Origin of the sequence: Zobellia sp. B3R18 (assembly GCF_018860715.1) — a bacterium.
GTDB classification, from domain to species: Bacteria; Bacteroidota; Bacteroidia; order Flavobacteriales; family Flavobacteriaceae; genus Zobellia; species Zobellia russellii.
On the sequence record NZ_JAHKQG010000005.1, the window covers coordinates 4,685 to 23,898 of the forward strand.

The window sequence follows — 19,214 nt, forward strand, 5'->3', positions numbered from 1 at the left end:
ACTGATTACTGATTACTGATTTTAAAAAGGTATTGTTAGGGATAATGAGATGTTTCTACCGGCTTCTGGAACATCTATGAGTCTGTAGAAGCTGGTGTGATTAAAATATTTGGTATCGAATACGTTGTTCAGTTTTACACGCATTTCTAGAGGCAGATCGTTCTTAAAAACATCTACTTGCGTTAAAAAAGACATGTTCAACACCTGATAGCCGTCCGTCTTTTCCTCCGGAGGTACAATTTCTTCCTGGGCCGCTGTAATTCTAAAATCGGCGATCAATTGCGGCTTCTTAAAAAATAGTAGCTTGTTGAATTCATATCTAGCGGAGAGCAAGCCGGATAATGGAGGGGAAAACGGCAATGTAAATCCTTCCTTCGCGCCACTGATCTGCCTGGAATGCACGTATTCAACAGAGGCATCTACCTGTAGGCTTTTAGTAATGGTAGTACTTGCGTTAAACTCGCCACCAATTCTAAATACCTTGGCTTGCGTATACTCATAGATTTGTATGGTTTCGTAATAGCTCGATGTTGGGTTGAGGTAAATGTAATTTTGAAATAGGTTTACAAAAGGACTCACACCTACGGTAAATGATTTCTCTGTATGGTCTACGGCCAAATCTAGCTGATACGATATTTCCGGGTTCAAACTAATATTCCCTTTTTCATAACGGTACATGTGATAGTTAACACCGTCCGATGCCAATTCATTGGCCAATGGCATTCTAAAGCTTCGACCTAGGTTTATTTTGTAACTGGTTTTATTTTTGATGTAGCTGAGGCCTAGAGAGGCACTGAGGCTGCCAAAATCCAGTGTTTTGTCTTTTGACCGTTGCAGGAAAATATATGATGTAGAGCCATCCTCGTTATTTACGGTGGAAGGGAACCAATCATAATACGCTTTGGTATCTACACGACCAACATCATAACGTAGGCCTGCTAGAACATGAAAATCAGAATTGACCTCAAACTGATCGTAAGCGAAAAGACCAGCGGTGAAGCGGTTGTATTCGGGAATTAAAAATCCCCATCCGCCTATATTGTTGTTCTGGTACTCCGTATTTAAACCTACCACCATGTCATGTTGGTCAGCGGGTTGAAAGGCATCCCGAAAATTTAACGAGTAGGTATTTTTAATAAATAATCTTTCTTTGGTTTCCGGAGGTGTTGGCATATAGCCATGAGGAACAGGCTCAGAATGTTCTTCCCGGTTGTTGTTCTGATAACCAAGGTCTAGGTGTAGATGATGCTCCCCAACACTTATTGAAGTATTGTTCGTGATTTTAAAGTGATTGACCTTGTGATAGGGAAGGTCTATATCTCTGCTAGAGCTGTCATAATCTATACTGGAAGTTCTAACTTCTAAACCATGTGCATTTGCAAAGAATCCGTTTTTGGCGTTAACATTACTAAATACGGTTTCAGATTTTAGGCTATTAGAAACAAAACCGATTCCTAGACTTGCATCCGCTTCGTTTCCGGCCGTATTCCTTAAATTATTTTCATGCAATTCAAATATGTAATTCTCATAATTGATCTGGTCAGCCGGTACCTTATAGTCGCCATAATCTCTATACGTTAGGCGCCCGCGATAAAACCATTTGTCTTTTCTAGCCGTAACACCTGCAGAAACACCCAGCAGATCATTGTTGCTTTCGCCTAGGATATTCACTTCGCCATCAAAAGAATTGGGTAACGGTGTTTGGTTTGGCTGTATATCTACAACACCTGCTATAGCATCAGATCCGTATAATAAAGAAGCCGGACCTTTAATAATCTGTATGTTTTCGATACCGTGCTGGTCAATTTCCAAGCCGTGGTCATTGCCCCATTGCTGTGCTTCGTGCTTTATGCCGTTCTGTACCACGGCAACGCGGTTAAAACCCAGTCCGCGAATTACGGGTTTGGATTGCCCCGAACCAATATTTATAGTGCTGACCCCAGCTATTTTGCTCAAGGTCTGCATTAGCGTGTTTTCCCTGTTCTGATCAAGAAATTCCTTGGATACCGACCTAGTGACTATGGGAACTTCTAAAGCTTCTCTTTTTTTGGTTTTTCCATTGACTTTTACTTCGTCTAGTACGGTAGCGGATTCATGCAAAAAAACCTTTAGTTCTCCCATATTTTGTCTTACATCAACACTAATGGTTTTAGGTTGGCAACCAATGTGAGATATCGTAAAAGTGTACGTGCCCTTAGCCACATTGTTTATGGCAAAAGCACCATTTTCCGTGGAAACGGCATACAAGTTTTTACCTGCAATTGTAGCGCCCTGTGCGGGCGATAAGTCTTTTGCGTGCAACACAATCCCTTTAATTTGAAAAGTTTCTTGTGCAAAAGCTGTGGCGCATAGACTAAAGAATAGCCATATGCCCAGTATTTTATGAAACATAATGGTGTACTAAAAGATAATAATCTGTTGTCCCAGGAAAGGGGCTAGGTGAGCCTATACTTAGAGCTGTTGAGGTAAGTAGTCAATTACTTGGTATATGGAATCACCACCATAGTACTAGAGCAAAAAAAACTGAACTTTTGTATGGAACCAAACCAGCAATGATAGCGTATAGGAGTGCTTAGTGTTGAAATGGCGGCGGCCGTGAAAAAAGCTGGTCCGTGGCAATAGAACAGGAACCGACAAAGCTATAAATTTCGGTTGCCGTTTCTCGAAGTAAGTATGTTGTATTCTCAATTGCCGAATTCGGAGATTCAGGAGTAATAGCTGGAGTTAAATTAATGGTGTTTACATGGAGACAAATAGAGCATTCCACACCATGGTCATCTTCATCTGTATGTGAAAATACATGAAGGCCCGCCATTTTTGTTGTAATAAATAGGGCAAGGAGGAGAAACGTTATACTATTTCTTAAACGACCAATCTTCATTAGTAAAACTACTGAACTAAAAATATTATGAATCTAACCTTTAATGAAGCTATTGCCTGCAATTGACTGTAGCTTGTAAACTTTTGTTGTTCACTATAAACGCTCATTAACATATTGTCCAATGGATACTTTACTATTGGATTCTCTTATGTTCAATGGCTGTGTAACAAATTCGTTACGTCGGCAAAATTAATAATAAAAAACATTAATGCAACTGAATTGCGATTATAATGCAATTAAGATGCAATAATGATTAGGTAAAGGAGTGTCATAAATTCTAATGTACAAGTGAAAGTAGGGTAGGTAAGGCTCTTTGTTGTTTTTTATGAATGGGATTATAGCATATAACTGAAAAAACCTTAAAGGCGAAAACACCATACATTATACGAAAGCATGTTCCATTGCATAATGAAGATGAGGATTCACATATACATTACTACGGAATTTTATTTTCTATTAAAGTGTTGTAAGGGTATAAGACCACTATAAGATTTACTCCCCAATCAAATCCTTTTTCAACCGTAAAGGAAGTTCTACTTCTTGATTGATGAGTTTTTTTGCTCCGGTATCATCTTTTTGTAATTCATAACTATCGTACAATCCTCCTAAAGGTGTAAAGGCTTGGTATTTTATGGTGTTTTTAGAAACCGTAATAATCTGGAACAATTGAGTGAATTCACCACGGCGTGCCATCCAATCCTGATCTTGGGATTCATACATTTTAGGTCCACTAACGGATACGGCATAGATAGTCCCAACATCTGAAATAATGGTTTTTCCTTGGTCTTTGTTTAAGTCGTTTCCACGGGCATAGGTGTGGTCATGGCCTTGCAATACCAAATCCACCTTGTACTTGTCAATTAAGGGTTTTAACGCTTCCCGTAATACTTTGTTATCACGCCCCTTAGCGGTAGAATAAATAGGGTAGTGCATAAAAAGCGTTATCCATTGACGGGTATTTGTGGATAGGGTTTTTTCAAGCCATTCCAATACTTTTTTACGAGATTTAGGGTGCTCATCAAACTGTTCCGCATCAAAGGAAATCAACTTCATATTTTGGTAATCCAGCGTATAGTAGGTTTCCATATCCTCCAAATGAGGTCCGTTTTGCGGCAGGTTGAACTGGGGTTTCCACAGTTTGGAAAGCTCCCCATCCTTATACTCATGATTACCGGGCGTCATTACGCTTGGTACTGTGGCGTGAATGTAGCTGCCTGCGTAAAACCATTCACCCCATTCTTCATTGGATTCACTGTGATTGATCAAATCACCGGCATGTAGCATAAAATCAACATCCGGCACCATTTTGTAAGATTTACGAATGACTCGGGACCACATGGATTTTACATCGTTCTGCGCATCTCCAAAATATACAAAGCTAAAAGGGGTATTTATATCTGCATCAGGCATTTCTATTTGAAACCATTCGCTCCAAGTATTCGCATTCGGTGTTCCATATCCAACACGGTATACGTAAGTTTTACCAGTTTCTAGACCGTCTACCAAAGCCGAGTGGTAAGCAGCAAGCACTTTGGGTTCTTTGTCCCGTATATTTTCGTTCTCGAACAGTTGTGTTTCGGCCAATATTCTCCTAGAATTACCGGATAGTCTTAATTCCGGTCCGTGGGATTCTAGGGCAACTTCTACAAAAGAGGAATCTACGGATTGCTGGGTGCGCCAGTTTACGGCAAAACTGTGGGCAGGGTCCGCAGTTAGGTTAACAATAATGCGATCAGGAACTTCAGAGGGAAATATTAATTTATGACCGGCTATCTTAGAAAAAGATTTGTAGTGGCTGTGACCATGGGTATTAAGCTCTTCGTTGTCTTGAGCGTAACCAACATTTACGATTGACAAAGTTAGAAGGCTTAAAATGAGGGTAAATGGTTTTAGTTTCATCTGATGCGGCATTATGGAATAGGTTACTTTTCGATTAAAAGAAATTCATTTAATTCCTCTGGAAGGTCTGTTTGAATGATATTAATGTTTTTTTGCTTTAATAAGGCTTTAAAACCGGAATTCTTCTCGTTTTTTTCCATGCTGTCATATTTGCCCAAAGCATTCATCCATACTCGAACGTTAGCATCTAAAATATGCTTCATAAGTGCATCATCATAATAACTTTCATCAACGTGGATGACTTTAATGTAATCCCACTTTAGAATTTCTTCTACTTCATCCTGGCTATGGGCCCTAGGCATAATTTTAATGTCAGGACTTTTCTTATGAAGTTTTGGAGATAGTTTATGATCGTACAAAAAGAAGATAATCTGCTCTTCCATATTATGTTTTTTGATTATCGTAAGGGCTTTATCAATATGTTTAGGAGCAGCTTTAAAGTCCACATCAATTAAAATTTTCCCTTTTGTTTCCAAAAGCACTTCTTCAAAAGTAGGAACCTGTTCTTCGGTCAAGTGGTTATTATGTTTAAGGTGAAGTTGCTGTATTTGCTCATAACTGAGCATCTCAACTTTACCAGTACCATTGGTGGTTCGGTCTACGGTACGGTCGTGCATTACCACTAATTTGTCATCTTTGGTAACCCTGATGTCCAATTCAACAATTTCTACTCCCAAACGAATGCTTTCACGGATGCCAGCAATTGAGTTTTCTGGATAATTCTGGTGAGCGGCCCTATGGGCCGCCACTAGAATCTTTTCGGGTCGGTGATTAAAATCATATAAAATACTATCTGCCTTAGTTGTTTGACAGAAACCTAGGTTAAAGCACAAAAAAGCAAAAACAATAGTACTCAGGTTTATTTTTAGATTCATTTTATCAATTTTAATTCACTGTTTTCATGGTTCTTAAACCTTTGCTTTCAAGATAGCGAAGCAATTCTTCAGGTCTATCCGTCATGATCGCGTTGGCACCTTGTTCCACTAACCAGCCCCATGCTTTGTCAGGACCTTGCAATAGAGCCATTTCATCTGTTCTACCGGCACATAATTCATCCCAGAGAGCAATTGCTAAAAAACCATCTCCATTAGTTTTTATTTGTGATTTGGCTATTAAAAGCGGTTCAGCTTCTTCAGTGTCAAAAATAGTTTCGTAGTAGAACGGATTAATGTCTTTTTCAAAACCCTGGTAAAGCTCCTTTACTTTTGGATTCTTGTACCAAAGTTTGGGCATGTATATAATGCTATCCATAAGGGAACCGTATTTTTGGCGCATCACCTTAATGTCATCATTACCTTTAAAAATAGCATGGTCTACGGTTCCGGTCTTCTTTAAAACTTCATACGACTCCCTTACCCATTTACTTTCGGTCTTGTCCAAGTTTACCATGACCTTACCTTTTACCAAGTTCATGACCTCCTCTAGTGTGGGCACCTGTTGGTTGGAATGCCTAACTCCAGCAGCATTTTTAAGCCGAAATTGTTTTATCTCCGCCAAGGTCAACTCACTTACTTTTCCACTTCCGTTAGTTGTTCTATCAACCGTAGTGTCATGCATAGCCACTAAGTGACCATCTTTAGTAAGCCTAAAATCCAATTCAATTACATCAATACCCAAATCAATACACCTTTGAACGGCCATTAATGAATTTTCAGGTGCATAGCGCCAATCTCCTCTGTGGGAAATGGCAACGATATATTCCGCAGACGGATTTTTAAGCTGATGTAAAATTTGTGCGGCTTTGCTTTTGGATATGTTGTGGGACTCCTGTCCCACAACCATTTGCATTCCAAATATCAAAAACAAAAACCCTTTAACGGTGTGTTTTATTTGTTTCTTCATATTTTATTTTTAATATCCTGGATTTTGAACTAATGCCGGGTCTGCGGCAATCTGACTTGCAGGCAGCGGTAGCAGTAACTTGTTGGCATCCGTGATACCCAAAACGGACTGTGCACGACCTTGGCGTAATAAATCGAACCAACGGTGACCTTCCCAAACCAACTCTAAACGTCTTTGTAAATCAATTTCAGCAAACAATGAGGCCTTATCCGTACCACCGCTATAATCCCCAAGATCAGCTCTGTTACGAATTTCATTCAAGAAAGTGGTAGCTTCCACGGTGTTACCCAATTCGTTTTCTATCTCGGCCAACATAAGAAGCACATCGGCGTAACGCAATACCACCCAGTCACTAGGGGAGTCACCAATCACGGTTGTGGGAACGGCAATTTTATTATTATAAGCTAAACCGGATTCCAATTGTCCTACAAACACTCCTTTTCGGGTATCTGCATCATCGTACAATGCGAAGAAATCAGGTTTAAGTACGCCATGCCCTTTGGTACCGGCCATACCGCCATCCTGTCTTCCGGTTGGGTTGAACATTCTATAAGCATCAGAACCTTCGCCATTAGAGTTTATTCCTGAAGCGTATTGAACCACAAATATGAGTTCTTCATTAAGTTCGTTATCAACTGAAAAAACTTCATCTACTGCAATTAAATCATGTGCGTTAGAGTTCACCACTTTTAATAAACTTTCCTTTGCGGCAGAGTAATCTCCTAGGGTAAGGTGTACTTTACCCAAAAGGGTCTGTGCTGCCGTCTTTACAACGCGTCCTCTGTTGCTGTCATTGCGAGAGGGGAGAGCACTTTCTGCAGCTTCCAAATCTGAAATAATCTGGGTGTAGACTTCCGCAACAGGTGTTCTAGACTGGCCAAAATATTCCTGTGGATTACCAACTTCGTCTATAATAAGGGGAACGTCTCCAAAAGTTCTCACCAAATTAAAATAAAGCAAAGCTCTAATAAACAGCATTTCTCCGGTACGTGCCTGTTTTAACTCTGCGTCTTCAAACTCTACTTCTTGAATTCTACTGAGCACAATATTGGCTCTTTGGATGCCTTTGTAGGTATCCTCCCAAACGTTAGCAATAAGGCTGCTTTGTGGAATTACTATAAAATCGTCCAACATTCCGTAATTGCCACCATCATTGGCAGGAGTTTCATCATAGGCATCTTCACCGGGCAGTTCTCCCACAGCGGGCATTGCCGTGTCATAAACCCCTGTAAATTGCAAAGTAGCGAACACCGCATTTACGGCTTCTTCCATTTCGGCCTCATTGGCGTAAAAGTTATCGGCAACCTTGGTGGTGGTCGGGTTTTGTATTAATTCTTTTTCGCAGCTTACCAGTCCCAATACAAGAACGGCAAGAGTTAAGGATATATACTTTTTCATTTGAATAGCTTTTTAGTATGAGATTTTTAAACCAATTGTATAGGTCTTGGAAATAGGGTAGTTGCCACCGGAATTGTAGCCGGACGTGAGTATGTCACTAGAAGTTCCATCAGGGTTCCAGCCTCTCCACTTGGTTGAGGTGAACAGGTTGTTTCCAGAAAAATAAACCTGCAAGCCGGAAAGTTTAATTCTCTCCAAAAGGTTTTCTTGAAAATTATAACCTACTCGTAAGTCTCTAAATCTGAAATAATCCCCATTGTTCTCTTCTACGGTAACAGAGCTACGCAGAATTTTTCTTGAGTTGGAGAAATTTCCGAAGTTGGGTTGTCCCAAAAATCCGTCAGGATTGTTGACAGGGTGATACCTATTATCAAAATAATATTTGGTAGGAACCCCAAAACCTTCTCCGGATTCAGTTATAGAGCTTAAGTCTCCATCCAATAATGTTCTTCCTTCAACACCTGCAAAATTGGCGCTTAAAGTAAAACCCTTATAATCCAAGTTTACACCAAAGCCATAAGTAAAATCCGGAGCATAAGTGCCTTTGGAACTCTTGTCCTCATCATCTATAACACCGTCATTATTAATGTCAACTACTTTTAAATCGCCCGTAAGCGTACCGTCCAAATGTGGTGTAGAATCAATTTCTTCTTGTGTCTTGAATACACCATCTAAGGTGTAGCCATAGATTTCGGCTATAGGTCTACCAATCTGGGTTGTAAAAAGTTGGTCCCTACCTGTAGCAATTTTATCTTGACCTGGTCCAAGAGCAATAACTTTGTTTTCATAGGAGGTTAGGTTGGCGTTAAATCCAATACCCAATTCTCCTACTTTAAAATTGTTCCCTGATATCTGAAACTCCCAGCCTTGGTTTTCCATCTCTCCAATATTGGCCAATACATTATCATAACCAGTTTGCTGTGGAACAGGAACATCCAATAGCAAATCTTTGGTGTTGGTCTTGTAATAGGCCATATTAAAGTTCAATTTATTGTTGAACAAACCAAGGTCTAGGCCAATGTTAAAGGAAGAAGCTACTTCCCATCCCAAATCTGGATTAGGGGCAGATGTGGTAATATATCCTGGTGCAATGCCACCATCAAATACGTAGTTGGAATCCGTTACCAATGCTTTAGAAGCATAGGTGCCAATCTGGTTGTTTCCTGTTTGCCCCCAACTGGCGGATATCTTACCAAAACTTACTACATCATTTTGAGGAAAAAAGTCTTCTCTGGTAAATACCCAACCGGCTGCAACGGATGGAAAGTTACCCCATCTATTGTTGATTCCGAATCTTGAAGAACCGTCGCGACGAATGGCTGCCGATATTAAATATTTAGAATCAAAATCATATTGCAAACGAGCCAGGTAAGACTCTAACGTCCATATACCTACATCCGCCGATGCCGTAAAAGCACTAGCACCCGCAATATTCTGAATGTTATCATCTGCATATCCGGTACCTATTACCCTTGTATAATCCGTATTTTCCTTTTGAAAAGTATAACCACCTAAAAGGTTAAGGTGGTGTTTCCCAAAACTCTTGTCATACGTTAAGGTATTCTCTAGCAAATAGTTGATTTTGTTCTGTTTGCGTTGTTCTCCATTGGCATCTGCTCTTGGGGCTGGAGTTCGGTATGATCCCACACCAATAGGGTAGTAGTAATCCCGTACATAGGAATCATAATCTCCGCCTAATGAGAATTTATAGGTTAGTCCCTCTAGAATTTCTGCATCTATAAAGGCATTACCAAAAATCCTAAAACGTTTTTTAACGTCCGTAATTAAATTGGCTGTGGCAATTAGGTTTTCAACCGGCGTACCGTTAATACGAACGCCTTCAACTTCATGCTGTTCGTGTACAAGTTGATCACTGATATTAATGCTTCCATCTGAATTGTATGGACTATAGAATGGGAAATTAAGGACAGAGAGCCCAAGTACACCATTACTACGGCTACCTTGGTCAACCGAATTTTCAATGGAATACGTAGGCTTTAAGTTAATGCCAAATTTCACCTTTTCCGAAATTTGGCTCTGAAGGTTTATAGATCCTGAGTAGCGTTTAAAATCCGTACCAACAACAACACCTTCTTGATCATAATATCCTAAAGATGTATAGTACGTTGTTTTTTCATTTCCTCCGGAAACAGAAAGTGCATAATTTGATAAAGCGGCATTTCTAAAGCCCTCATTGATCCAGTCAGTATTAACAAGACCGGGCTCACCATTTAAGTAGGGAGTCAATTCCGGCAAGAAAAGTTCACGGCCGTCAATCTGTTTTCCATCAATTAGTTTTGTGACCCTTACCGAATTTGGATCCGTTTCGCTTCTATTAGCTGGGTCTTTGGAAACATAGCCCCAGTTTCTAGCTTCCGTTAGGAATTGAGCAAATTCATAACCATCTACCAATTCCACTCCGGAACTTTGCTGTTGCACGCCGCCATAAGTTTCTAGTGTTACCGTTGTTTTTTGATTACGGGTACCGGATTTGGTAGTAATCAATATTACTCCATTCGCTGCTCTTGAACCATAGATAGATGCAGAAGCGGCATCTTTTAAAATATTGATTTCCGCAATATCGTTAGGGTTTACAGAACTTAGTGAACTGCCTTCCGTAAGCGGAAAACCATCAACTACGATTAAAGGGTTGGTACCTGCAGTTAGCGTTCCTGTACCTCTAATAATAATTTGCGAATCTGTACCCGGTTGTCCGTTAGATTGATTAATAATTACCCCTGAAATTTTACCTGCCAGTTGCTGGTCAACCGTAGCAGCTGTAACATTTTCAAGTTCGCTGTTTTTTATTTCTGAAACTGATCCAACAACTTTGGCCCTGGCCTGTTGGCCATAGCCAATAAGCACAACTTCTTGTAAGGCAGAGGAAGCCATGGATAATTTAATGTCTATCTGTGTCTCGTTTCCTACGGGAATATATTCTGTGTCGTAACCAATATAGGATACAACCAGTACCGCATCCGGTCCCACATTAATACTGTAATTGCCATCAAAATCCGTAGCTGTACCATTAGTAGTTCCTTTTTCTACAATAGAGGCTCCGGGTAAGGGTTGGCCGGTTTCGTCTAGGACCCTTCCTTCAACTTGTTGAAAAATTAGGTCAACAACTTTTTTTTCGGTTTGCTTTCGTCTATCTATGGAAATGTTCTCATCAATTCGCCTGAATGCAAGACCAGCGTCTTTGGCCAGAATCTCCAAAACCGATTTTAAGGAAACCCCACTGTAATTAAAGTTGTACCTATTTTTTAAATTGGTAATGGAACGCCCATAAACAAAGTTAAATGCAGTTTGTTCCTCAATAGTTGAGATGACCTCTTCAATAGAGGCATTCCTTAGGGATAGTTCTACGGAAACTTGGTCTAATCGTTGTGCTTCAACCGTCGATGCAAAAAGAGGGTTCATTAGCGCAACAATCACAAGTAGAACGGTAATTTTCATTGTCAACGCAATAAATTGTTTAATACTTAGTGAATTCATAACTTCACAGAATGTTTAATGGTTATCTATTTAATCGTTAAATGCTATGCAGTCTGTTGATCCTCGCCAAAGTGTCACAGGCTGCTTTTTTTGTTTTGAGTCTATCTTACATGGTGGTTTAGGGTTTTAATGGTTGCATGATCCTTTAAATAAAATGGTGTTATTTTCTAAATACTCGTAGTCCATACCTTTGGTGGCAAATTTTATACTCTCTAAGACTACGTGAAGTTTTGCTTTTTCGTAACGAGCCGTAACATGGCAGTTTTTAAGAGATGGAGACTGGAAGTCTACTTCAATACCATACCATCTGGTTAGCATTTTTGAGGCTTCTAGGAAAGTGATGTCGTTAAATCTGATAATTCCATTTTTCCAATCTAGATAGTTCTCATTGGCAACGGTAGATGTAATAAGTTCATCCCCTTTTTTACTGTACTCTGCCATCTGATTTGGCGTTAGATATACCGTATTAATGTCACCATCCTTATTTTCTGATTGTACGCGTACTTTTCCTGTCCTGACCGTAACAGATATATTTTCACTAAAATCGTAAGCGTTTACATTGAACGAGGTTCCCAATACTTGGGTTGTTACGTTTTCGGTATGTATAATAAACGGTTTGGAGGGATTTTTTGCTACTTCAAAAAACGCTTCACCGTTGAGTTTTACCTCTCTTTTGGATAGATTATTGAAACTTTCGGGAAACTCAACACTACTGCCAGCGTTTAAGGTAATTTTTGTTCCATCTTGTAGTGTTAAGGTGGAACGCTGCCCCCATTTAGTAGATTTAGTTATAAATTCTTGTGCAACTACATCTTCTTTTTCAAGCGGATTGATGGTATAAAAAGCAGCACTTAAACTGAATAAAAGCAGAATCATTGCGGCTGCAATTTTCAACCATTTATAAGTATTGGGAGATTGGTTTTGGGTAGGGGTTATTCCCTTTTTGATAATGTTGGAGTATATTTCGGATTGAATGCGGGACTCTTCGTCTTGCATCTGCATTGTATCGTCCGTATTAGTATAACTATCAAGAACTTTATCCAAAAGCTCTTTTTCCTCTTGGGAACAGTTACCTGAAATGTACTTATCTATTAAATTTTGAAATTCTTTTTCCGTCATTACTATGGTGCTCTATAAGTAAGAGTGAAAAAAGAGGGGTAACCCTAAAGAAAAAGGAGTCTTTTTTGAAAAAAATAATTTTATGAGGCAATAACAGGTGTTAACTGTTTGATTGATTGGGTTATATGGTATTCAACGGTTTTTATAGAAATATTCAATTCATGAGCAATTTCTTTGTTAGACAGATCGTCATATCTGCTCATAGTGAAAATTTGCTTGGTCTTTAATGGCAAGGTATTAATGCAACTTTCAATTTTGAATTTGGTTTCTTTAAAGTCCAATTCTCTCTCTGTGTTGTTTTCTATATGGACAAGATTTACCTGAGTTAGTAAATGAGTATAATTTTTGTTTTTCCTGATATATTCCAAACACTTGTATTTAGTAGCAGAAAATAAATAGGATTTTACATTTTTGATTTCTAGTTCCTTCCTTTTGGTCCAGAGATTACAGAAAACATCTTGAACTACATCTTTGGCTTCCGTTTCGTTCTGTAACAGCTTTAAAGAGAATAGATAAAGGCCTTTCCAGAGCCGGTCATAGAGTTGCTTAAAAGCAACCTCGTTGTCTTTGAGAGTGAGCAAAAACAAATTGGCATCTGAGATTTTCATAGGTGTGGTCTAACACCTGCAATGATACCTAGATAAGTTAAGGCATATATTACCTTAACTTTAATTTTGTCTTATAATAACTTCAACTCAGTGTAGCCTGTATTGATTAATTGGTCTTTAAGAACCTATCATCGGTTTGATTCGGTTTATCATTTAGTTCGGTTCCGGGTAAAGATATTCTTATGCTAGTATTTCAAATCGATTAATTAAAATTTTTATTGGTTCCATTTTCATCGCCTGTTGATTATATCTTCGTTTGTTAACTCTCTTAAACTACTGCATCAGTAGTGGTGGTTATTTTATAAAACCCGTAAGGGCATTCGTTAACATAAAAGATTTACTCAATGATTACTTCAAATATCACTACCGACAAAAAATGGTCCGTATTCTTGGCGGACGATGATGCCACTGATCAAGAAATATTTAGTGATGCCTTGGCTGAAATTAACACTCCAATTTCCTTACGCACTTTTAACAATGCTTTAGAATTACTTAAGGAACTTGAGACCGGCACTGCTTTACCTGATGTTATTTTTTTGGATCTTTACATGCCTGTAATGGACGGTAGCGACTGTCTAATTAAAATCCGTAAGAATCCATTGTTTCAGAATGTTCCCATAGTCTTATATTCAACCGAATTTGATATAGACCGTATTGAAGAGCTTTTTGAATGTGGAGCCAATAGATATCTAAGAAAAACCGCGTCGTTTGAATCTCTTGTGTCGTCTCTTGAAAGAACGCTTGATTCATTAAAAAGAAATGCAATTAGTGGCCCCGCATTAATTAATATTGTGGTCTGATCATTTTAGGAAAAGGGGAGACTCATTAAGGTCTTATTTGTTTCATAGTACTTAAAATTAAAGTTATTAAAGACTATTATTACATTCTCCTAGTATTCAGCTTTGTTATAGTACTAATGGCCTTTTTGCCATTAGTACTATCTCGTATAAAAGTTTCTTTTACCGTACCGTTGCTACTTATTGGGTTTTTAACCTATTACCTAGGGGTACCGGTAAATTGGCCTGAACCCATATGGGGCAATAAACAGGTAACAATAATTACGGAAATAATAGTAATTATTAGCCTTATGGGGGCGGGTTTAAAACTAGGCATGAGATATAGTCCTAGGCATTGGAAAAATACATTGCGGCTCATACTGATTACCATGCCGTTATACATCTCGTTTTTGTTTCTTATCTGTCATTATTTTTTAGGTTTTGATGGAGCATCTTCGCTATTAATTGCTGCCGTCTGTGCACCTACGGACCCTGTATTGGCAGCGGAGCTCCAGTTAAAAAAGGACGAAATGTATGATAAGAAAAATACGGGAATGCGCTATTTACTTACTTCTGAAGCTGGTTTGAACGATGGTATGGCGTTTCCGTTCGTGTTTTTGGCAATTTTATGGTCTCAAAGCACTTCATTTCAAAATATAGATCTCACCTATTGGTTTGGTTATTACATGGTGTTCAAGATTCTTGGAGGGGTACTTATTGGAAGCTTATTGGGTTTTGTCTTTAGTTATTTGATTCGTAACCTAAAGTCCATACATAAAAACAAGGTTCTTTCCGGATTTGTTGGAATAGGTCTCGCATTTTTTTCTTTTAGCCTTGCAGAGCTATTGAGTACTTATGGATTCCTTAGCACGTTCTTTGCCGGCTTGTTCGCACAATATCACTTTCACAAAAAACTGAAGCAAACTGAGCAAACGGACAATATAAATTCCGATGAAGATAAACAGGAGATTTTATTGTTCAACGAAAAGATAGAGGAGTTTCTAATAATGGTATGGACTATTCTTTTTGGAGGTTTTATAGCATCGGGAATTTTAAATTTTGCCACTTGGCAAGGAATAGTAATCGCTTTGGTTACAATTATTGTCATTAGACCTCTCACCGGTAGAATAGCTTTAATGGGAACTCCCTTTACGGAACTTAAAAAATGGGCCGTTTCATCCTTTGGAATTAAGGGGGTAGGCTCTTTTTTCTATTTGGCATTTGCGTTACATGAAGGGAATTTTATTGCTACTAACGAAATTTATGCATTTGTGTCTTATGTAGTAATGTTCAGTATTTTAATTCATGGAATTACAGGGCCTAGTGTTATATCCTATTTCAAGAAAAATAATCCAGGTTAATGGAATTTTTATTTTAAACTTAGGTAAAAATTATACTCTATTCAATCTAAAAGAAAGGTTTGATACTATGTATTAGGAGTATCAAATTATCGCTTTGCATCACTTTCGGATAAATACAAAAACTACATTTAATATTGCTTAACATCTTGTTTGTTAAAAAATAACAGGATTAAAATGTGATGTAAATGGAAATGCAAAAAACACCTAAAAAAAGATTGGCCATAATTGGTTCTGGCCCAATGGCCATATATCTATTGAAACATATAAACGACCGTGTAAACATCCTCAAACAAGAGATAGGTAGCATTTTTATTTTTGAAAGTGGTAAGAACATGGGCATGGGTATGCCGTATACTCCAGAAACTACAGATGTTTATAATCTATCCAATATATCTTCCGAAGAAATTCCTGAGCTTACAGATACTTTGGGAGATTGGTTGCGTAAGCAGGATAAGTCTGTTTTAAAATCTTTGAACATTACAGAGCTTCCTATCAACGATTCTGAAGTATATAGTCGTTTGGCGCTAGGACAATATTTTCGGTCGCAGTACATCCTATTAATTAATAAATTAAAGGCCAAGGGCGTTTCCATTACCGAATTTGCCGAAAACAAAATTATAGATATTCTACCTGGATCTGATGAAGTAGGAGTGGTAGACCAAGACCACCATAAGCATGTCCTGGACAAGATTGTTATAGCTACAGGCCATGAGTGGAAGAATGAGGAAAAGAGTGGAGCAGGCTATTTTTCCGGCCCATGGCCCATACATAAAATTTTACCTGAACAAGGCCACCTGTATAATTTTACGATTGGTATTTTAGGAGCTTCGCTGAGTGCTTTTGATGTGGTTACTTCTCTTGCGCATCGTCATGGAGAGTTTGTTAAAGAAGCTGGTCAACTGATTTTTAAACCACATAAGGACGCTCCCGATTTTAAAATTGTACTGCATTCCGCCGAAGGATGGTTGCCCCACCTGCAATATGAACAGCGTAAAAGCATGCGGGAAATTTACAGGCATACCAGCAGGGAAGAGATTTTGTCCTTAGTTGATGATTTGGGTTTCTTAAGATTGGAAATCTATTTTAATGAGGTTTGTAAACCTGCATTAAAAGAAGCACTTTTTAAAGATCGCTTAGAAAAGGTTGCCCATAGATTGGACTCTCCCGATTTCGGGTTTGCTAACTTTGTTGAGGTCATGTCCAAAAAACATGAATACACCAATTCCTTTAATGGAATGAAACAGGAAATGGTAGCTGCCAAAGATTCTGTGGAAAACAATAAACCCGTACATTGGAAAGAAACACTTGATGATTTAATGTATGGACTCAATTTTCATGCAGAACTACTGCCTGCCGAAGATCATTTCTTTTTTAGAAAAAAGGTAAAGCCTTTTTTAATGAACGTCATTGCTGCAATGCCCCTTTCATCCGCCAATATTCTTTTGGCACTCTATGATGCGGGTCGTATAGATTTAATTAGTGGGAAGGTGAAAATACTGAATTCCGATTCCAACTCTGGGACAACTCATGTTGAAGTAAAAGACTTGGAAGGAGAAACTAGAAGTATAGCTTACAAGATGTTTATTGAATGTGGAGGGGATGGTACTATAGAGTTGACGGACTATCCCTTTCCGTCACTCGTTTCCGGAAAAAGTGTTCGGGAAGCTAGGGCCAAGTTTTCATCTGAAAAGGGCAGAGAAGAAGTGGAGGAATACGTTTCTAAGGAAAAAATATTCTCAGAAAATGGCTGCTCTTACATGTATACCGGGGGTATAGACATAGATACAGCATACCGGATTATTGATGGTAATGGAAATCCAAACAATCACATAAACAATATTGCCTTTACGCACACATTAGGGGTAAGACCTTATTCCTATGGGCTGCAGGCATGTAGCGCTACAAGTGAAATCTTGGTCGATTTTTGGTTGTCACAAATTTCGGGAGACAATACAGGGACCATCCAAACACGGGAAACAACTAAAATTTACGAAAGTAATACGCATCTATAGAACTAACTTTGGGCTTTGCGGATTTCTTATCTTTGTTTAATTACCCAGATTTAATGCCAAGAGTGAATTTAATCAAAACATTTTGGGTGTACAGAATTGGTTTATGGTTTTCTGCTATTGTACGATTTGTTTCGTTGAGCAATTGCCAATGGTTAAGAGCTCATTCCATTGAGTGGTGTATCTGGGACTGCGGTGTTCTTTTATAAGCGCCCACTCCTTGTCGCGGTTGCCCACCGTAGCAAGTTTAATTTTATTCTTACCGTACTTGCTGTTAAGATAATCCATTACATGCGTTATTGCAGGACTTTCAGTTTTGTGAGGGCTATTGAACAGATTAGTTTGGATAGTATTTTTATGCACCAATTGAGTTAGGTTGACACCTACTTTCTTGTAACGATAACCGGGTTTATAAATCTTCCGTAGGGCTTTAAGGGCTTCATTGGTTAGCTTGGCCGTACTATCCGTAGGGGTGTCTAGTGTAATAACTATTTTATTATAGTACTGCTTGTCTATGGCACTATGTTGATTGGTCTGTAAGAATACTTCCATTTTTGAGGCAGCACTGTGCTGCTGTCGCAGAAGGTCGGCAACTTCAGCTACATATGAGCTACAAGCTTCTTCTATTAATCCTAAATCCGTTAGTTTAAAACCGAATGATTTTGCAGTACCAATTCCTTTTTTCTCATTGGGAAATGATGTCAACTGCAAACAGGGCATATTGTTCAATTCTCTCCAAAGGCGTTCACCAATTACCGTCATCTCTTTCCTAACCCACGCAACCGGCATATTTGCAAAATCTAGGGCAGTTTTAATATTCTTGGATTCAAGCCGTATGGCATGTTTTTTACCTATTCCCCAAATATCCTTTACCCTAAGACTTTGTAACAGATATTTTCTTTTTTCTTCGGAATCAACAATGTAAACATTATTATTTGAAGGTATTTTTTTTGCTAATTTGTTGGCGAGTTTGGATAAGGATTTAGTTGTTGCAATTCCTACACCAACTGGTATTCCCGTATTTTTTTCAATTGTATTTTTAATATGATGGGCCAATTCTTGAAGGTTTTCCTTTTGGTAATGTGTCAAATCTATAAAGCTTTCGTCAATACTATATTCTTCTACCTGTGGCGAAAACAATTTTAGGGTATCCATAACTCTTCGGGACATATCACTATAAAGCGTATAGTTAGACGAAAAATAGGTGACATCATGCTGATCCAGCAACTTTCTTATTTTAAAAACAGGTTGAAACATAGGAATTTCAGTTAACGCCTTAGCCTCTTTATTTGCGGCAATAATGCAACCATCATTGTTGCTGAGAACAACCACAGGTTTATTTTTAAGGTCTGGGCGGAAAACTTGCTCACAGGATGCATAAAAACTATTGCAATCTACCAACGCAATCATAAAACGGATTTAATAATAAAAGTTATAACTCCCCATATATTCAGCTCTGAGTTAAGATTTTTATCCATGTGCACTACATTAAAGGTATCATCCATAGTAGCCAACACGAGCTGATTGCTCTTTGGAGTCATGGATTTATCAACTATAAGCACATCATTCTCAACAATATTGAATTCTTGGAAATGGTTGTCGGCAACCCTAATAAAAAACGTTGCGGAAGGGTTCGTGACTAATATCTCGTTCAAGTCTATTCTAGGTTCGTTATAATGTGTTGCCGGGCTTGAAAAACCAGTTTGTACAGGTCTTTCGACCCTAAAATTTCTCTCGGATTTTTTTATCAGATTTATCTTCTGTTCCATTACACTTTAACTTGTTAGGCTAATTGATTTAAGACAACTATTATATAATATGGAATT

The 19,214-nt window shown here is 38.5% G+C and carries 14 protein-coding genes; 3 read left to right on the plus strand and 11 right to left on the minus strand.

Going from position 1 to position 19,214, the window contains the following annotated elements; genetic code table 11:
* Positions 1-21: 21 nt before the first annotated feature.
* From KO513_RS02405 to KO513_RS02445, 9 genes are all read right to left on the minus strand, one after another.
* The gene (locus KO513_RS02405) at positions 22-2,391 is read right to left on the minus strand and encodes a TonB-dependent receptor (RefSeq protein WP_215912145.1); all 2,370 of its coding nucleotides are present in this window, start codon (positions 2,389-2,391) and stop codon (positions 22-24) included.
* 181 nt (positions 2,392-2,572) lie between these two features.
* On the minus strand, positions 2,573-2,815 hold the full coding sequence (locus KO513_RS02410; RefSeq protein ID WP_215912146.1) for a hypothetical protein: 243 nt from the start codon (positions 2,813-2,815) through the stop codon (positions 2,573-2,575).
* A gap of 558 nt (positions 2,816-3,373) precedes the next feature.
* Positions 3,374-4,780: a purple acid phosphatase family protein gene (locus tag KO513_RS02415; protein ID WP_215912147.1), complete on the minus strand. Its 1,407-nt coding sequence runs from the start codon at positions 4,778-4,780 to the stop codon at positions 3,374-3,376.
* A gap of 23 nt (positions 4,781-4,803) precedes the next feature.
* On the minus strand, positions 4,804-5,655 hold the full coding sequence (locus KO513_RS02420; protein WP_215912148.1) for a glycerophosphodiester phosphodiesterase family protein: 852 nt from the start codon (positions 5,653-5,655) through the stop codon (positions 4,804-4,806).
* Positions 5,656-5,665: 10 nt separating this feature from the next.
* Entirely contained in the window at positions 5,666-6,622 is a 957-nt protein-coding gene (locus tag KO513_RS02425; RefSeq protein ID WP_252735647.1) for a glycerophosphodiester phosphodiesterase family protein, read from the minus strand.
* A 9-nt stretch (positions 6,623-6,631) separates the two neighbouring features.
* Positions 6,632-8,020, minus strand: coding sequence for a RagB/SusD family nutrient uptake outer membrane protein (locus tag KO513_RS02430; protein ID WP_215912149.1), 1,389 nt, complete (start codon positions 8,018-8,020; stop codon positions 6,632-6,634).
* A gap of 12 nt (positions 8,021-8,032) precedes the next feature.
* The gene (locus KO513_RS02435) at positions 8,033-11,515 is read right to left on the minus strand and encodes a SusC/RagA family TonB-linked outer membrane protein (protein WP_215912150.1); all 3,483 of its coding nucleotides are present in this window, start codon (positions 11,513-11,515) and stop codon (positions 8,033-8,035) included.
* Between the two features lie 126 nt (positions 11,516-11,641).
* Positions 11,642-12,634 carry a FecR family protein gene (locus tag KO513_RS02440; protein ID WP_215912151.1) on the minus strand — a complete coding sequence of 331 codons (993 nt, stop codon included), beginning with the start codon at positions 12,632-12,634 and terminating at the stop codon, positions 11,642-11,644.
* A gap of 80 nt (positions 12,635-12,714) precedes the next feature.
* On the minus strand, positions 12,715-13,242 hold the full coding sequence (locus KO513_RS02445; RefSeq protein WP_215912152.1) for an RNA polymerase sigma-70 factor: 528 nt from the start codon (positions 13,240-13,242) through the stop codon (positions 12,715-12,717).
* 344 nt (positions 13,243-13,586) lie between these two features.
* On the opposite strand from KO513_RS02445, the gene KO513_RS02450 reads away from it, so the two are divergent.
* From KO513_RS02450 to KO513_RS02460, 3 genes are all read left to right on the plus strand, one after another.
* Positions 13,587-14,042, plus strand: coding sequence for a response regulator (locus KO513_RS02450; RefSeq protein ID WP_215912153.1), 456 nt, complete (start codon positions 13,587-13,589; stop codon positions 14,040-14,042).
* Between the two features lie 116 nt (positions 14,043-14,158).
* The gene (locus KO513_RS02455; protein ID WP_371735261.1) at positions 14,159-15,379 is read left to right on the plus strand and encodes a cation:proton antiporter; all 1,221 of its coding nucleotides are present in this window, start codon (positions 14,159-14,161) and stop codon (positions 15,377-15,379) included.
* A 185-nt stretch (positions 15,380-15,564) separates the two neighbouring features.
* Entirely contained in the window at positions 15,565-17,391 is a 1,827-nt protein-coding gene (locus KO513_RS02460) for an FAD/NAD(P)-binding protein (RefSeq protein WP_252735648.1), read from the plus strand.
* 114 nt (positions 17,392-17,505) lie between these two features.
* Here the strand turns inward: KO513_RS02460 and KO513_RS02465 are convergent, their stop codons facing one another.
* Positions 17,506-18,798 (minus strand): Y-family DNA polymerase, encoded by a 1,293-nt coding sequence (locus tag KO513_RS02465; protein ID WP_215912155.1) that lies wholly within the window; start codon positions 18,796-18,798, stop codon positions 17,506-17,508.
* A complete protein-coding gene (locus tag KO513_RS02470) occupies positions 18,795-19,157 on the minus strand; it encodes a S24 family peptidase (RefSeq protein WP_215912156.1) in 363 nt (120 codons plus the stop codon). The genes KO513_RS02465 and KO513_RS02470 overlap by 4 nt, the downstream gene beginning before the upstream one ends.
* Positions 19,158-19,214 lie beyond the last annotated feature (57 nt).

Bases quoted from the DNA above. Each gene is read 5' to 3' on its own strand.
- KO513_RS02405 (WP_215912145.1), bottom strand. From the start codon at position 2,391: ATGTTTCATAAAATACTGGGCATATGGCTATTCTTTAGTCTATGCGCC.
- KO513_RS02410 (WP_215912146.1), bottom strand. From the start codon at position 2,815: ATGGCGGGCCTTCATGTATTTTCACATACAGATGAAGATGACCATGGT.
- KO513_RS02415 (WP_215912147.1), bottom strand. From the start codon at position 4,780: ATGAAACTAAAACCATTTACCCTCATTTTAAGCCTTCTAACTTTGTCA.
- KO513_RS02420 (WP_215912148.1), bottom strand. From the start codon at position 5,655: ATGAATCTAAAAATAAACCTGAGTACTATTGTTTTTGCTTTTTTGTGC.
- KO513_RS02425 (WP_252735647.1), bottom strand. From the start codon at position 6,622: ATGAAGAAACAAATAAAACACACCGTTAAAGGGTTTTTGTTTTTGATA.
- KO513_RS02430 (WP_215912149.1), bottom strand. From the start codon at position 8,020: ATGAAAAAGTATATATCCTTAACTCTTGCCGTTCTTGTATTGGGACTG.
- KO513_RS02435 (WP_215912150.1), bottom strand. From the start codon at position 11,515: ATGAATTCACTAAGTATTAAACAATTTATTGCGTTGACAATGAAAATT.
- KO513_RS02440 (WP_215912151.1), bottom strand. From the start codon at position 12,634: ATGACGGAAAAAGAATTTCAAAATTTAATAGATAAGTACATTTCAGGT.
- KO513_RS02445 (WP_215912152.1), bottom strand. From the start codon at position 13,242: ATGAAAATCTCAGATGCCAATTTGTTTTTGCTCACTCTCAAAGACAAC.
- KO513_RS02450 (WP_215912153.1), top strand. From the start codon at position 13,587: ATGATTACTTCAAATATCACTACCGACAAAAAATGGTCCGTATTCTTG.
- KO513_RS02455 (WP_371735261.1), top strand. From the start codon at position 14,159: ATGGCCTTTTTGCCATTAGTACTATCTCGTATAAAAGTTTCTTTTACC.
- KO513_RS02460 (WP_252735648.1), top strand. From the start codon at position 15,565: ATGGAAATGCAAAAAACACCTAAAAAAAGATTGGCCATAATTGGTTCT.
- KO513_RS02465 (WP_215912155.1), bottom strand. From the start codon at position 18,798: ATGATTGCGTTGGTAGATTGCAATAGTTTTTATGCATCCTGTGAGCAA.
- KO513_RS02470 (WP_215912156.1), bottom strand. From the start codon at position 19,157: ATGGAACAGAAGATAAATCTGATAAAAAAATCCGAGAGAAATTTTAGG.